The following is a 15,873-nucleotide window of genomic DNA, read 5'->3' as shown; positions in this document are numbered from 1 at the left end:
ATTAATATATGACAGAAAAACTTAAAAATGTATTATGGCCATTAGGCTTTGGAATATTAATAGTAGCTCTGTGGCAAGTAGGTATCCTTCATAACATATTAGGGTTCAAACCCTATCAATTACCACTGCCATCACAAATTGTAACTACGTTACATGAAAATTTTGGTAAAGCTTTATCTGATACGATAATTACAGTTTCTGGAGCATTGGTTGGACTTGCTATAGGATGTGCACTTGGATTTATTGTTGCAGTGATAGCTACACAATTCCCAAAATGGGGTTATACAGGACTTACTGTAATAGCTGCATTTAATGCAATTCCAATTGTTGCATTATCTCCTATTATGAATCGCTGGTTTTCTAGTGGTTTTGCACAAAAGGTTGGTGTTGTATCAGTTGTATGTATGGCAGCTATGGCAATTAATGCTTACCGTGGATTAAATGATTTGGAGCCATTTGCAAAAGATTTGTTAGAATCTTATGCAGCACCAAAAAGAGTTGTATTTTTTAAACTTCGTCTACCAAATTGTCTACCAAGTGTATTAACAGCATTAAAAATTAATGTAGCCTCAGCACTAATGGCAGCAATGATTAGTGAGTATTTCGCTTCATCTACAGCAGGTCTTGGATTTGCGATTAAAGATAACCTAAGAAAAGGAATGATGGCCATAGGCTGGTCTTATATAGTTATGGCAGCTTTGGTTGGAATTACGCTTTATCTAATTATTATATTGGTAGAACGCAGAGCCATAAAATGGCATGCTTCACAAAGATAAATTATTTATATTTTAGAGGGGGAGTTTTGTATGAAAAAAAATTTATTAGCTATGTTATTAGTTGTTGTAATGGGGGGCGTTATGCTTACTGGTTGTGGAACTAAGGAAGCAGACACAACAAAAACAGACGGAGAGTTAGATAAGGTAAACCTTCAGTTAAAATGGCTTCCACAATCACAATTCATGGGGTATTATGTGGCAGCATCAAAGGGGTATTATGAGGACGAAGGAATTGATATTAATATCCTACCCGGTGGAAGTGATATTATTGCAGAACAAAATGTATCTAATGGTGCAGCAGATATCGGTGTTACTTGGGTATCAAGTTTAATGACTTATCAAGCTCAAGGATATGAATTACAAGAAATTGCTCAAACATTTCAAGAGTCTGGTTTATTGTTAGTATCCAAAAAAACTACTGGAATTAATTCAGCAAAGGATTTAGCAGGTAAAAAGGTCTCGAACTGGTTTGGTGGTAATGAATATGAAGTTCTTGCATTATTAGAAAAATATAAACTAGATAAGACCAATGATTTAGAACTTGTACAACAAGATTATACAATGGATCAACTACAAGAAGGAACTGTTGATGTAGCATCAGCAATGACTTACAACGAGTTTGGCTTATTGTTAGAAAATGGAATTTCAAAAGATAATTTAAATGTAATTAACATGAATGATGAAGGTGTTGCAATGCTTGAGGATTGCTTATTTGTAAATTCTGAATGGGCATCAAAAAATGAAGATTTAGTGGCTCGTTTCTTAAGAGCTTCCATTAAAGGATGGCAAGATGCATGTGCAGATCCAGAAGCAGCTGGAGAAATAGTTTATAATTTAGATAAATCAGTATCTTTAGATCATCAGGTTTATATGGCTAAAGAAGTTGCAAAACTTGTAACTCCAGAAGGTTTTGATTCTTCAAAAATTGGACAAATTGATATGGATGCTGTTAAGCAAACAGGAGAATTCTTAGAACTGTATAATAAAGATTTAGCGAAAACTCCAGTAGTAGATGAAACAACATTTACTTCAAAATATTTGGATGAAGCAACAAAATAGTAAAATAAAAGTTAGTTTCTAAAGAGAGTTTCTAAAGAGAGTTTTAATACTCTAAAAAGTTACCTTGTTTTTAGGACATAAGCCACTGTAAATAATATTAATTAGAATTTACAGTGGTCATAAATAAATAAAGTATAAAGGGAGGAGAAAATTTATGGACTTAATTATAAAAAATGGAACTATTGTAACACCATCAGAATCTTATGTTGCAGATATTGCTGTTAAAAATGGGGAAATTGTAGCAATTGGAACAGGTTTTTCAGAAGAGGGAGCACAGGTAGTGGATGCCAAGGGCAAACTTGTATTACCTGGTGCCATTGATGCACATACTCATTTAGCAATGCCCTTTGGAGGAACAGTTTCAGCAGACAGCTATTTAGCAGGAACAAGAGCTGCAGCTTGTGGTGGTGTTACAACAGTTTTTGATTATCCAATGCAAAGAAAGGGAAGCGGAATAATTGAAACTGTTCAAGCAAGAAAAGATATGTGTGATCCAGAAGCTTGCGTTGATTATGCATTCCACTGTTGTATAACTGATTTAAATGGTGGTGCTATATTAGAGGAATTTAAGGCAGCTGTTGATTACGGTGTCACAAGCTTTAAATGTTTTTTAGTATATAAAAAGGAAGGTATGATGGTAGATGATGCTACCTTAGTAAAAATAATGTTAAAAGCAAAGGAAGCTGGTGCCATAACAAATGTTCATGCAGAAAATCCAGATTTAATTGATTTGAATATTCAACAATTCATAAAAGATGGCAAAACTTCAGCCTGGTATCATTATTTAAGCAGACCAGAATATGTAGAAGCCGAAGCAGATAAAAGGGCAGTACACTGGGCAAAATCCATAGGAGCACCATTGTATCTAGTTCATATGGCGGATAAAGAAGGATTAGAAGCTGCAATTGCGGCCAAAATGGATGGTAATGAGATTTATATTGAAACATGTCCACAATATTTGGAATTTACATGTGATGTTTATAAAAGAGAAGATGGAAGAAATTTTGTATGTTCACCACCTATGAAAGGGCAGGAAAGTCAGGATGCACTTTGGAAAGCTATTAAAACAGGCGCTATTGATACTATTGCTACAGACCATTGTCCATTCCAAAGTTATGAAAAGGACTGGGGAAAAGATGACTTTACAAAGATTCCAAATGGATGTGCCGGAGTTGAAAATTTATATCCTTATATGCTTTCAGCAGCAAATTCAGGTAAATTAAGTTTTAACCGTGTAGTTGAATTATGTTCATCTAATCCAGCTAAAATATTTGGATGTATACAAAAAGGGTCAATAACAGTTGGAAAGGATGCAGATATTGTAATTTATGATCCAAATAAAGATTTCACAATTTCTGTTGATAACATGCATTCAGATTATGACCATACTATTTGGGAAGGAAAAACACTTCATGGATATCCAGTACAGACTTATGTACGTGGAAATTTAGTATACAATAATGGTGATTTTATTGGAAAACCAGGATTTGGACAATATATAAAACGTGTAGGAAGTAAATAATTAATTAGGAGGCACTTAAATGAGTATTTTATTGTATAAAGATATTTCTATAAAAGAAGATGTGGCAGGGTGCTTGCTCTGTAATGATGCACCCTGCTCGAAAGCTTGTCCTTACTCAGTTGAACCAGATAGTATTATTCGTTCCTTGATATTTGAAAATAAGCTTGGGGCAGTAAATAAACTGCCAAATCCAATGCCTTGTGAGACTTGTGACACAAAACCATGCAAAGAGGCTTGTTTAAAAGGGAAAATTAATGAACCAATACAAATTGATCGAATAATGAAAGTAATTTCAACTGAGTCTAAAACAAAAGAAGAAGTGGTTGATTTATCTATAGATTTTTGTGGTATCCATTGTGAAAATCCATTTTTCCTTTCTTCATCAGTAGTTGGAAGTAATTATGAGATGGTAGCAAAGGCATTTGAAATGGGTTGGGCAGGAGTTGCTTTTAAAACTATTGGTATGTTTGTACCAAAAGAAGTTTCACCAAGGTTTACTTCACTTAGTAAAGCGAATGGACCTTTTGTTGGGTTTAAAAATATTGAACAGATTTCAGATCATACATTAGAAGAAAATATTGAATTTTTAAAAAGATTAAAAAAAGATTATCCAAGCAAAATTATTGTAGCATCAATTATGGGACAAAATGAGGATGAATGGACTAAACTTGCAGAATTAATGACAGAGGCAGGAGCAGATATTATTGAATGTAACTTTTCTTGTCCACATATGACAGCAAAAGGAGTAGGTTCTGATGTTGGCCAAAATCCAGAAATAGTGGACTTATATACAAAAGCCACAAGACTAGGAACTAACTTGCCTATTCTTGCAAAAATGACACCTAACATTGGAAATATGACTATACCAGCAATAGCTGCAATGGAAGCCGGCGCTACAGGAATTGCAGCTATTAATACTATTAAAAGTATTATGAATGTAAATCTATCCACTTTTTCATCAGAACCAAATGTGGAAGGAAAAACTAGTGTTGGAGGATATTCAGGAAAAGCAGTAAAGCCAATTGCACTACGTTTTATTCATGAGATGAAAAATTGCAAAGAGTTAAAAAATGCACCAATCAGTGGAATGGGGGGAATTGAAACCTGGAGAGATGCAGCTGAATTTTTGGCTTTAGGTTGTGAGAATTTACAGATAACCACAGCAGTTATGCAGTATGGTTACCGAATTATTGAGGACCTAATGGATGGAATGAAATTATATTTAAGTCTACAAGGCTATAAAAATATATCTCAAATTGTTGGGCAAGCCTTACCTAATATTGTCCCAGCAGACAAACTTGAGCGAGATAGTATTTGTTATCCAAGGTTTGATAGAGATAAATGTTTAGGATGTGGACGATGTTATTTATCTTGTTATGATGGAGGCCATCAAGCAATTAAGATAAATGAAAAGACTAAAAAACCTGTTCTTATAGTAAATAAATGTGTGGGATGCCACTTATGCGTTACAGTTTGCCCAGTACAGGCCGTATTGCCAGGAAAAAGAGTGAATACAAAACAATAAATATACGAAAAAAATTTAAGGGGGATATAAATATGTTAAGTTGTAGTAAAGATAGAATGGACGATAAAGTAAAAACTTTTAGTAAATTTGGAGATACAGGAAAGGGTGGAATCACAAGATTATCTTTGTCACCGGAGGCTTTAGATGCAAGAGAAGAGTTTTGCAAAAGGTGCAGGGCTCTTGGAATGGATATAAAAACTGATGACATGGCAAATATTTATGCTACTATCCCTGGTGAATTAGACCTTCCAGCCATTATGGCAGGTTCTCACTTGGATTCAGTTAGACAAGGTGGTAACTATGATGGTGTTTTAGGTGTTTTAACTGCCCTTGAAGCTGTTGAAACAATTATTACAGAAAAAATTTCACATAAGCATCCTATTACAGTTATTGTATGGACAAATGAAGAAGGTGCTCGTTTTGAGCCTGCAATGATGTCATCAGGTGTTATTTGTGGGAAATTTGATAAGGATCTTATGTTAGCATCAAAGGATTTAGATGGTGTTACTTTTAAGGAAGCTTTAGAAGCTAGTGGATATATGGGTAAAGTTGAAAATAGAATGACTCCTGATAAATATAGAGCACTAGTAGAATTACACGTAGAGCAGGGACCAGTCCTAGAAAATGAAAAAGTTGATATCGGTGTAGTTGAAGGTGTTTGCGGTATGATTAACTACGAATTCACATTTATAGGGCAAGCGGATCATGCAGGAACAACTCCTATGAAGTATAGAAAAGATGCATTATATGCAGCTACAAAGACAATTCTATATCTTCATGAGGAACTTGATAAGCTTGACGGTAAGCTAGTATATACAACGGGTAAGATTTCAGCTCATCCAAACATTCATACAGTTATTCCTGATATTGTTAAGTTTACATTGGATGCAAGGCATCAAGATGCAGAAGTAATTAAGCAAGTTCTTGAAATTATTAAGGCTATCCCCAAAATAGTTGAAAAATGTGAAGCAAGCTACGAAAAAGCATGGGCACGGAATACAGTAGAATTTAATTCTGAATTTGTAAATTATGTTGAAAATAGTGCAAAGGAATATGGATATACAGCTAAGAGAATGTACAGTGGGCCAGGTCATGATGCTCAGTTCGTTACAGATATTATTCCAAGTACAATGATTTTTGTTCCAAGTGAAAATGGGCATAGTCATTGCGAAAAAGAATTTACACCTATTGATAACTGTTTAAAAGGTGCAAATGTATTATTACAGACAATTTTAGATATTGATAAAAATTAATTAAGCAGAAGAATATAATAGAGGATTTCACCCATCAAGGTTGATACCACCATGAAAACCACGACAGTAATGTCGTGGTTACTTTATATGTAGGGATTATAGATGATTTGTACTTTAGATTTCAATATATTAGTTAAAATTCATTATAAAAAAGTTTTCGCACTAATTATAAATTTTGTAATTTAGTCTGAAAAACAGTAAAATTATAATAGAGTTTATTCATAATATTTGATAAGGAGTAGTGTATGCAATATTACTATGAGAATTACAAAGAATATGCAAATAAATTAAGAGAAAAATATAAGAAAGTAGATTATAAAAGCAATATAAAACAAGAATTTATAGAAATTAAAGAATTTCAAAAAGAATTGGCTAAGAAGATTTCTTTTACACCATATATTTATAATAATTGCAGTGCAAATTGTAGATTTTGTTCAGAGAAGCTAGAAAGAACGAGCGGACAAGCTAAAGATTTTAAGCTAAGTGAAAAGTATTTTAAAAAGCTAAGATTGATTTTAAGCAAGTTGAAAGAAAACAGAATATTTTTATCAGTTTCAGGAATTGAACCTTTAGAAAGCTTAGATTTTTTAAAGGAAGTATTACAAGTCTTTAAGAATTGGGAAGAGGATGGGGGACGCATAGAAGAAAAAGTTATTTACTCTAATCTTTCTGCTGGAACTTATAACTTAGGAAAAATTATTGATATAATAAAAGATTATAATATAAGTCGTATTGAAACCTCTAGACATCACTATAATGAAGATGTTAATAATAATATAGTAAGGTTTAAAAACAAGGATATACAGCTTAATAGAAATTATGAAAATATAGTTAGAACTTTAAAAAATTATGTGGATATAAAGTTAGTTTGTGTATTACAAAATACGGGAGTTAATAGTTATGAAGAGGTTAAGAATTACTTGAAATGGGCAAGGAATAATGGAATTAATAAGGTTGTATTTAGAGAATTGTCACTATTTAATGAAAGTATATCAGGAAATGAAAGCAGTAATTATATAAGGAAAAATCGAGTTCCATTAATAGAAGTTTTAAAGGATATAGAAGATAAGGCCTTTACGCTTACGGAAATACTTAGAGGATATTATTATTTTTCTTTTAAATATGAATATAAGAAAGATATGGAGGTAACCTTTGAGGTATCTGATTATGAGGAAATGATAAAACAACATAATAAGGATGAAATACAAAAGTTAATCTACTATCCAAATGGAGATTTATGTTGTGATTGGAGTATGAAAAATAAGATTTTTTAGGTGGTGAAAACATGGGAGTAAATAGTTATTTAATTTTAAAGGAAGAAATAGAGGATTTTAAAATAACAAAGGATATGTTTCCAAAAGATTTTATGAATTTTAGAGATATAAGTTGGGTGGCACAGGTTAGCCCTTTTATAAAAGAATTTTCAAAACCAGGGGATTTGATTTTTGAACCCTTTGCAGGAATGGGAACAACAATTATAGGAGCAGCAATACAAGGAAGAAGAGCAGTAGGTATAGAGCTTGAAAAAGAAAGGTTTGTGAATCTTACCAAAAGAATAGATTATTATAAAGAAAGATATAAGTACATTCCAGAATTAATAAATGGAGATTCACTTACTTTTGAGTATCCAAATAATATTGATTTAGTAGTTACTAATTTTCCTTACTATAATGGAAATATAGAGGATAGTGAAGATGGCAACTTTTATAATATAAAAAGTTATAATATGTATTTAGAATTTATAGAAAAGGTAATTAAAAGATGTGCGGAGTCTTTAAAGAAAGATGGGTACATGGTTGCCTTTAGTGAAAATATAAGGAACCTAAATGGGAATATGATTTCCCAAGCCTATGATACATGTAATCTTTTAAAGAAGTATATGAATCTTAAGGAAGAAAGAATAATTCTTTATGAAAAAGAAGAGTTCAAAGAAGATGATATAACTCTAACAAATAGATCTCATGAGTATGTATTTATATGTAAGAAAAAAGAAGATGAAAGAGACTATAGTGAATATAAAAATGCTCTAGTTAAAGTTGGCGAAAAAGTAAAATATTTAGTAATAGGAAGTTATGGATTATTTAATATTTGTAAGAGTGTATTAGATAATCCTCCATATGATTGCGATATATTAGTTGATAATAATATTAATTCAATTAAGAATATAGTTAACATATTAAAAGATCAAGGATATGATTTATATTCTTGGCAGGATAATATAGACCAGAAATTTGACTACAATAAGCTCAAAGGTAGATATTATATAAGGGCAATTAAGAAGGCAAAAGAAGAGGAGTATATAATAGATATTACTTATGAGTGTGAGCGCTTAGATTTTTCAAAATGTTATGAAAACAAGGTAGATAAAGATAATATTACCGTAGCATCAATAGAAGATATTTCAACGTTAATGAAGGGAAGAGGAACTGAAAAGGATAAGTCATTACTTTGCAGAATATTAAAATTAAAATAGTTTAAGCTTGTGGAGCAAGAAACTTCAAGGAGAGCTTGGAGGAAGATTTGTCAATATGAGAAGATTATGATAGCATATAATAACTAAGAATAACGAATGGAGGAAATGAAATTATGATAGATTTACCAAAATGCCCAAAATGTAATTCAGAATATACTTATGAAGATAGAGGTCTTTTTGTTTGCCCAGAATGTGCTCATGAGTGGTCTTTAGATATAGAAACTGAAAATAGTGAGGCTGAAAAGGTTGTGAAAGATGCAAATGGAAATATACTACAGAATGGTGATTCTGTAACAGTACTTAAAGATCTTAAAGTAAAAGGAAGTCCATTTTCAGTAAAAAAAGGTGCGAAAGTAAAAAATATACGATTGATTGATGGAGATCATAATATTGGTTGCAAAATTGATGGGTTTGGAGCTATGGAATTAAAATCTGAATTTGTTAAAAAGATATAAATGGAGCAAAAATTGTTGTAATTAGCGCTAATAAAGATAATGAAAAGAAGCTACAATTTTATACTCCAACAGAAAAACCCTCGACAGATGTCGGGGGTTTTTCTTGAGCTATTACTATCCACAAATATTTTCCTGAAAATAAATATATTTTCATAAAATTGAATTCAATGCAATATTATAAATAGGAGTTTGATTGTAAAAAAGTGGAATAATATTATATTTTAGGAGTGATGATTAATGAAGTGGTTTAATAACTTAAAAATGATTCAAAAACTAGTGTCAGCATTTGTCCTGGTTACATTATTTATAGGCATTGTTGGGGCTATTGGAATCTATAACATGAAAAATATGAATACGAATATTAATAGTATGTATAATGTAGATTTGGTAGCTGTTAATACTATTAATAACATTAAGGCGAATTTATTAGGTATTGCATATGATTCATTGTTAATTCTTAATCCTGAAAACAAAAGTGATTTACAAAAGTACAAAGATGATATTGCAAGTTTAACAACTAAAGATGATGAAGATATTGTAGTATACAAAACAACTATAAATACTGAGGCAGATAGGCAACTATTTGCACAATTTGAAAAAATTCTTGAAGTATATCGTACAAATAGAGAGGAACTAACTAAGCAAGTCGATGAAGGGAACTATGATAAAGCAAAGGAACTTGCTCCGGCTGTTACCAAAGCTAGGGTTGATATGTTTACACTTTTAGATAAAGAGATTATATTAAATATGGATATGGCAAAAAATAACTATGACAATAGTCAATCATCTTATAATAAGGCAAATATGAAAATTATAGAAATTAGTGCCCTAGGATTAATTGTTGCTGTTATATTAGGTTTAGTAATTTCACTTTCAATTTCAAGGCAGATAAAGAAGGTTGTAACTGTTGCTGAAGCCCTTGGAGAAAATGATTTAACAAAAACTATTAATATCGATACTAAGGATGAAATTGAAGTTTAGCAAAAGCTTTAAATAAAGCTACGGCAAATTTAAAAATGTTAATTGGAGAAATATCAGAAAGTGCTGGTGATATTAGTGCTACCAGCGAAGAACTGTCAGCTACAACAGAAGAAATATCAGCAGGAATGGATGTTGTCAATGAATCAGTAAGACAAGTATCCTTAGGTGCAGAAATGTTAAGCGCTACAACGGAAGAAGTAAATGCAACCACAGAAAGTATTGCAGAAAATGTGGCTGAAGTTACAGGACGTGCAAATGAAGGAAATAAAAGTGCAAAGGAAATAGAAGTAAGAGCAAAACAAGTTACAAAAACTGCTGAAGATAGTGCTAATACCGCAAAGAGAGTATATTTACAAAAGCAAGAAAGCATATTAAAAGCCATTGCTGATGGTAAGGTTGTTAGTGAAGTTAAGATAATGGCAGATGAGATAGGAAATATAGCAAGTCAGACAAATCTTCTTGCACTTAATGCAGCTATTGAAGCAGCAAGAGCTGGGGAACAAGGTAAGGGCTTCGCCGTGGTGGCTGAAGAAGTTAAAAAATTAGCTGAAGAGCCAGCGACTGCAGTTAAAAAAATCCATGAGGTAACTGAGAAAGTTGAACAAGCGTTCCAGAATATTTCTAATAGTGCTGAGGATGTATTGGGTTTTATTGATAACGAAGTTAAAGCTGATTATGCATTGTTTCTAGATACAGGTAAGCAATATGGTGAGGATGCGTCAGAATTTAATAAGCTATCTTCGGATATTGGAGCTTCAATGAATATAGTAAATGAAACTGTATCGGAAATTACAAAAGCAATTGAAAATGTTACTGCTACAGCTGAGGAATCAGTTGCTAGCTCAGAGGAAATATTAGCAAGTGTCAATGAATCTGTTATGGCAATTAAAGAAATTACAAAAGCTTCTCAAAATCAAGCCATATTAGCAGAAAAATTAAATGGTATGGTTCAAAAATTTAAGATGTAAGCTATATAAGCTAGGTATTAAGCCTAGCTTTTTTATACTTTTAAGGAGGTATTTACAAATAATTTCGAATATATATAACCGTACAAATAAAAAAATAGAGTACATTTTTTCACTAAATAAATATTATTTACAATATTCAGAAGTTTGTATAATTTCATAAACTTCTTTGAAGCCTTGAGTACTGCGAAAGGGAGTGTAGTTATATGAAAACTAATAAAATAAAGAAATCCATGAATAATTTAGGCACAATAATTAAAATATTACTATTTTTAATAGTAATTATTACTCTTGGTTTAAATTTAATATTAAATAACATTATTATTTCAAAGTATTTTTCAAGAATAGAAAATGGGGATGTGATATTAAGTACGAATCAGTCTAGTAAAATATTTCAATCGAAAATTAAGGAACTTGAAAGAATAACGCAAGACTATGCTTTTTGGGATGAACATTATAGTAAAGTGCAAGAGGTAAATATAGATGAAACATGGTATAAGGAAAATTTTACAGAGTGGCTTCCAGATAAAAATGGTATAGATTTAATAGTTATATTAAATAGGGATAAAAAAATCATCGTTCAGAATGGATTAAATAATATTAATGAAATTTTAAATGACAATAATATCTTGAAATCATTAAATGAAAATGAATATAATGAAAAATCAATAATTACTGGTTTTAAGATGTATGATGGGGAGATATATATGATAAGTGAATGTCCTATTTTCAAGAATACTACTGAAGGAAATTGCCATGGTGTTGTCATTCTTGGTAAGAAGGTTTCATCCCTATTTGTACAAGCAATAAATGAAGATCTTGGTAGTAATATTTTTATTACCTATGAAAATGGATTTGTTTCAAACGAGGAAATAAGTGAATATGTTAATAGCAATATTGTACTTATTAATGAAAATAAAAACAATCCTGTATATAAAATTGATAATTTAAAGATTATAGGGAGTTTGCCTATAATAGACATCTCAGATAATAACATAGGATATATGAATGTTATTCAATCTAGAGATACATTTCTATCAGCTCAGAAATTATTGCAAAGGAATAGCTTTGCGGTGATGATTTTGTCTGCTCTTATAATTTTAATTTTAGGATTTAGGTTTAAAGGAATTATTGTTAATCCTATTAAAAACCTTGAAAATCAAATTAAAAGTATGAAAAATAATAACTTATTAATACATGTTAATGTAAATGGAACAAATGAGGTAATAAGCTTAGCTGGAAGTTTTAATGATATGGTAGATAAGATATATGAACACAAAAAAGAAAATCAAGAGCTGAAAGTATGTGTAAATACAGACTGTTTAACTTCATTGTATAATCATAGATATTATTTTGAAAGCATTAAGAATAAGTTAGCTGAAGGGCATAAACAAATAGCTGTTATGTTTTGTGACATTGATAAATTTAAATTAACAAATGACACATATGGGCATGAGGTTGGTGATTATGTTTTAATAGAGACTTCAAAAATAATAAAAGATGAAGTAAAAGATATGGGTATGGTTTTTAGATATGGTGGAGAAGAATTTGTGGTTATGATGTGTGACTATACTTCTGAAGAAGCGCTTATTGAAGCAGAAAAAATCAGAAAACGTATTGCTGAAAATCAGGATATACAAAAATACTCTGACTATTTTCCAATTACTATAAGTATAGGGATAGCTTTTTATCCAAAGCATGCATTAGATGCAGAAGGCTTGATAAAAAAATCTGACACTGCGATGTACTATTCAAAGCAAAATGGTAGAAATCAGTGTAATATTTATAATGAAAATATGAATGTATTTTTGAAAGATGATAACAAAGATATAAATAGAGAATTGCTAATGGATTCTGTTGTTGCTCTAGCAGAAGCTGAAGATGCTAAGGTCAAGTATACAGGTGAACATTCTAAGATGGTTTAAAAATATTCGGTTTTACTTGGAGGGAAATTAGGATTTACAGAACGTGAAAAAGAATAATTAAAAGTCACACCTTATTAGGATATAATATAATAAAACATATGACAAATGATGAAGAGTACTATTATTATTATTGTATCAGAAGGAAAATATACTGCTTAGTAGTACAACCAGAAGTAAAACTGAAGATTTGCAAGTTGAACTTTCAGATATATTTTAATAGTTGGGAACATGCATAGATTTGTATAAATCAAGTCTATGCATGTTTTTTATATATCATAAATCTATAATTGCTAGTTAGAGGTTATCAGAGGATAAAGAACAAGAAAAAATTTGTAACATTGTGTAATCATATGTAAGTTATAGAAATGATTGTATATGAATATATTAAAGATTATAAGTATAAGATAAAAATCTTTGAGCGTGCAGGTACTAAGAAAAATAGATATAGAATACTTATTACAGTAGTAGAATTGGCGGAAATGTATATAAAATATACTCCTCTAAAATAAAAGATATTATTGAGAAAAGTAAACAATAGTAAATAAAAGTGACTGGAGGAGAGTAGGTTATGGTTTGTTTTAGCATGATATATTTTCTATGTGCAATAACATATGGGATTATAGGTATAGTTACATTTCTAAATGATAAAAAGAATAAATTAAACAGAATTTTTTTTATTATGTGTATTGCTTTAGCATTTTGGGCGTTTATGTTTGCTTTGAGAAATTGTTCAATTGATGCTACAACCGCAAGATTTTTTCATATTTACTCCAGCTTTTCCTGGACGACATTTCCATGTGTGCTTTTGAATTTTATTATCGTTCTAACAGGTAAAGAAGGGTTTTTAAAAAGGTCATTTGCAAGGTTGATTTTTTATTTTCCAGCTATATTTTCAATTTATTTGTATTTTTTTCAACCTCTAACATCACAAAGTTTTGTGAAAATCAATTTAGGATGGGTTGTCCTTGCAGAAAAGGATAGAGGATTTGTTTGGACAAACTTTTTCAATGTTTATTATTTTTCTTATATGTTAGCAGTTATCTTTTTCTTATTTAAATGGTGGAAAAATTCGGAAATAATAAGGGAGAGGAAACAGGCAAAGCTTATAATAATTACAATGATTATAGCTATAATATCAGGTGGTGTTTCAGATATTATTCTTCCCAGGATAGGAATACCCCCTATACCTTCTATTGGAATTATTTTAGCTATTATACCTATAATCGGTATATGGTATTCAATTAAAAAATATAAATTGATGGACCTTAATCCAGAGAATTTTGCTTTAGAGGTTTTGAAAATAATTAATGAAGGATTAATTATTGCAAATCATGAGGGCATAATTAAAGATATTAACAATGGAGCACTTAAATTATTAGGGTATGAAAAAAATCAACTAAAGGGTAAATTGGTAAGTGTTTTATTTTCAGAAACAACAGAAATATCAAAACTAACGAGCTGTAATAGTTTTGAAATTGAGGTTGTGAAAAAAAATAAGACTAAAATACCTATTCTTTTTTCTTCAGCAATTTTAGAAGATGAATGGGGAGATTCATTGGGATTCGTGGCTATACTTCAGGACATTTCAGAAATTAAAATAGTTCAGAAAAAATTAATTAAATCATATGATGAGCTTGAAATTAAAGTTAAGGAAAGAACCAGTGAGCTAAGTGAAGTTAATAAGGAGTTAGAGCATGAAATAAACATACGTATAGACATGGAGGGGAAAATAAAAAAACTAGCCTACTATGATTATTTAACGTGTTTACCAAATAAAAGGTTATTTAATGATAGGTTAAATAAATGTATTCTTGATGCAAAGAAAAACAAAAAAACTTTAGGTGTGCTATTTCTTGATCTAGATTCTTTTAAAAGGATAAATGACACAATGGGGCATTCTAGAGGAGATGAACTTTTAAAAATTATTTCACAAAAGTTGATACGTACAGTAAGAGCAGAGGATACTGTTTGTAGAGTCGGAGGAGACGAGTTTCTTATTTTAATTAAAAATTTAGAGGAAGATTATTATTTTGAAAAAGTGTCAGAAAGAATTCTTGATATTTTTAAAAAGCCATTTACAATAAATAATCGTGATTTATTTATAACTACTAGTATTGGTGGTGCTGTTTATCCCCTAGATGGTAAAGATATAGAAACCCTAATAAAAAATGCTGATATTGCAATGTATAGGGCAAAAGAAGATGGTAAAAATAAATTTAGGCTTTGTACTCCAATTATTAAAGATAGTATGATTAAAGAAATGAAGTTAACGAATAGTTTATACAGCGCACTAGATCGGAATGAACTAGAATTATATTATCAACCTCAAGTAAATATAATATCAGGTGAAATTATTGGCTTAGAAGCATTAATTAGGTGGCATAATAAAAAACTCGGAATAGTAAATCCAGGTGAGTTTATATATATAGCTGAAAAGACTGGACTAATACTTCCAATTGGTGAATGGGTAATGAGAAGTGCCTGCAGACAAAATAAAGCATGGCAAGATGCTGGTATATTGAATGTCTCAATAGCAGTTAATCTCTCAGTAAACCAATTTCAAAATACAAAAATAGCTGAAGAAATTACTAGGATTTTAAAGGAAACAGATTTAAGTCCAAAGGATTTGGAAGTAGAAATAACAGAAAATATAATAATGAAGGAAACAAAATATATAATTGAATCTTTAAAAGTAAGCGGTTAATAACTCGTCACGTTGACAGTCATTAACCGCTTATTTTCAATCCTTTTTATTTAAATAGCATTCAGCAGGAAGATTACTCCATGGAAATAGTGATTTAAATAAATCTGGATCATTTTTGAAATCCATATTAGGAATTTTCTCAAATAGAAAAGTTAAATATTTCATTGGGTTTAAACCATTTTCTTTGGCAGTTTCTACAATACTATAGATTGTTGCGCTTGCCTTCGCACCGCGA

General features: G+C 30.7%; 13 protein-coding genes. 12 read left to right on the top strand and 1 reads right to left on the bottom strand.

The features are described 5' to 3' along the window. Nucleotides 1-8 precede the first annotated feature (8 nt). The 12 genes from CLVI_RS00065 (at nucleotide 9) to CLVI_RS00010 (ending at nucleotide 15,638) form a co-directional block, all read left to right on the top strand. Nucleotides 9-776 carry an ABC transporter permease gene (locus tag CLVI_RS00065; protein WP_106058072.1) on the top strand — a complete coding sequence of 256 codons (768 nt, stop codon included), beginning with the start codon at nucleotides 9-11 and terminating at the stop codon, nucleotides 774-776. 30 nt (nucleotides 777-806) lie between these two features. After that, on the top strand, nucleotides 807-1,835 hold the full coding sequence (locus CLVI_RS00060; protein ID WP_106058071.1) for an ABC transporter substrate-binding protein: 1,029 nt from the start codon (nucleotides 807-809) through the stop codon (nucleotides 1,833-1,835). 154 nt (nucleotides 1,836-1,989) lie between these two features. After that, nucleotides 1,990-3,357, top strand: a complete 1,368-nt coding sequence (gene hydA, locus CLVI_RS00055) for a dihydropyrimidinase (protein WP_106058070.1) — start codon at nucleotides 1,990-1,992, stop codon at nucleotides 3,355-3,357. Between the two features lie 19 nt (nucleotides 3,358-3,376). Then, the gene (preA, locus tag CLVI_RS00050) at nucleotides 3,377-4,882 is read left to right on the top strand and encodes an NAD-dependent dihydropyrimidine dehydrogenase subunit PreA (protein WP_106058069.1); all 1,506 of its coding nucleotides are present in this window, start codon (nucleotides 3,377-3,379) and stop codon (nucleotides 4,880-4,882) included. Between the two features lie 32 nt (nucleotides 4,883-4,914). Next, nucleotides 4,915-6,135 (top strand): Zn-dependent hydrolase, encoded by a 1,221-nt coding sequence (locus CLVI_RS00045; RefSeq protein WP_106058068.1) that lies wholly within the window; start codon nucleotides 4,915-4,917, stop codon nucleotides 6,133-6,135. Nucleotides 6,136-6,380: 245 nt separating this feature from the next. Next, a complete protein-coding gene (locus CLVI_RS00040; protein ID WP_106058067.1) occupies nucleotides 6,381-7,409 on the top strand; it encodes a radical SAM family protein in 1,029 nt (342 codons plus the stop codon). Nucleotides 7,410-7,420: 11 nt separating this feature from the next. Further along, nucleotides 7,421-8,608, top strand: a complete 1,188-nt coding sequence (locus CLVI_RS00035; RefSeq protein WP_106058066.1) for a DNA methyltransferase — start codon at nucleotides 7,421-7,423, stop codon at nucleotides 8,606-8,608. A 113-nt stretch (nucleotides 8,609-8,721) separates the two neighbouring features. Beyond that, nucleotides 8,722-9,063, top strand: a complete 342-nt coding sequence (locus tag CLVI_RS00030) for a zinc ribbon domain-containing protein YjdM (RefSeq protein WP_106058065.1) — start codon at nucleotides 8,722-8,724, stop codon at nucleotides 9,061-9,063. 237 nt (nucleotides 9,064-9,300) lie between these two features. Beyond that, nucleotides 9,301-10,044 carry an MCP four helix bundle domain-containing protein gene (locus tag CLVI_RS00025; RefSeq protein ID WP_106058064.1) on the top strand — a complete coding sequence of 248 codons (744 nt, stop codon included), beginning with the start codon at nucleotides 9,301-9,303 and terminating at the stop codon, nucleotides 10,042-10,044. A 35-nt stretch (nucleotides 10,045-10,079) separates the two neighbouring features. Next, nucleotides 10,080-11,012, top strand: a complete 933-nt coding sequence (locus tag CLVI_RS00020; RefSeq protein WP_106058063.1) for a methyl-accepting chemotaxis protein — start codon at nucleotides 10,080-10,082, stop codon at nucleotides 11,010-11,012. A 203-nt stretch (nucleotides 11,013-11,215) separates the two neighbouring features. Next, entirely contained in the window at nucleotides 11,216-12,934 is a 1,719-nt protein-coding gene (locus CLVI_RS00015; RefSeq protein ID WP_106058062.1) for a diguanylate cyclase, read from the top strand. A 568-nt stretch (nucleotides 12,935-13,502) separates the two neighbouring features. Beyond that, nucleotides 13,503-15,638 (top strand): diguanylate cyclase domain-containing protein, encoded by a 2,136-nt coding sequence (locus tag CLVI_RS00010; protein WP_106058061.1) that lies wholly within the window; start codon nucleotides 13,503-13,505, stop codon nucleotides 15,636-15,638. 36 nt (nucleotides 15,639-15,674) lie between these two features. On the opposite strand, the gene CLVI_RS17750 is transcribed toward CLVI_RS00010, so the two are convergent. Further along, a partial coding sequence (locus tag CLVI_RS17750) for a transposase domain-containing protein (RefSeq protein WP_170065552.1) occupies nucleotides 15,675-15,873 on the bottom strand: 199 nt, incomplete at its 5' end.

This window comes from Clostridium vincentii (assembly GCF_002995745.1).
Classification (GTDB): Bacteria; Bacillota; Clostridia; order Clostridiales; family Clostridiaceae; genus Clostridium; species Clostridium vincentii.
Note: the sequence above shows the minus strand (reverse complement) of the source record. Positions and strands in the feature narration are given on the sequence as shown.

Excerpts from the sequence above, each read along its gene's own strand:
- preA (WP_106058069.1), top strand. The coding sequence starts at position 3,377 with ATGAGTATTTTATTGTATAAAGATATTTCTATAAAAGAAGATGTGGCA.
- CLVI_RS00015 (WP_106058062.1), top strand. The coding sequence starts at position 11,216 with ATGAAAACTAATAAAATAAAGAAATCCATGAATAATTTAGGCACAATA.
- hydA (WP_106058070.1), top strand. The coding sequence starts at position 1,990 with ATGGACTTAATTATAAAAAATGGAACTATTGTAACACCATCAGAATCT.
- CLVI_RS00065 (WP_106058072.1), top strand. The coding sequence starts at position 9 with ATGACAGAAAAACTTAAAAATGTATTATGGCCATTAGGCTTTGGAATA.
- CLVI_RS00060 (WP_106058071.1), top strand. The coding sequence starts at position 807 with ATGAAAAAAAATTTATTAGCTATGTTATTAGTTGTTGTAATGGGGGGC.
- CLVI_RS00010 (WP_106058061.1), top strand. The coding sequence starts at position 13,503 with ATGGTTTGTTTTAGCATGATATATTTTCTATGTGCAATAACATATGGG.
- CLVI_RS00035 (WP_106058066.1), top strand. The coding sequence starts at position 7,421 with ATGGGAGTAAATAGTTATTTAATTTTAAAGGAAGAAATAGAGGATTTT.
- CLVI_RS00045 (WP_106058068.1), top strand. The coding sequence starts at position 4,915 with ATGTTAAGTTGTAGTAAAGATAGAATGGACGATAAAGTAAAAACTTTT.
- CLVI_RS00025 (WP_106058064.1), top strand. The coding sequence starts at position 9,301 with ATGAAGTGGTTTAATAACTTAAAAATGATTCAAAAACTAGTGTCAGCA.
- CLVI_RS00040 (WP_106058067.1), top strand. The coding sequence starts at position 6,381 with ATGCAATATTACTATGAGAATTACAAAGAATATGCAAATAAATTAAGA.
- CLVI_RS00020 (WP_106058063.1), top strand. The coding sequence starts at position 10,080 with ATGTTAATTGGAGAAATATCAGAAAGTGCTGGTGATATTAGTGCTACC.
- CLVI_RS00030 (WP_106058065.1), top strand. The coding sequence starts at position 8,722 with ATGATAGATTTACCAAAATGCCCAAAATGTAATTCAGAATATACTTAT.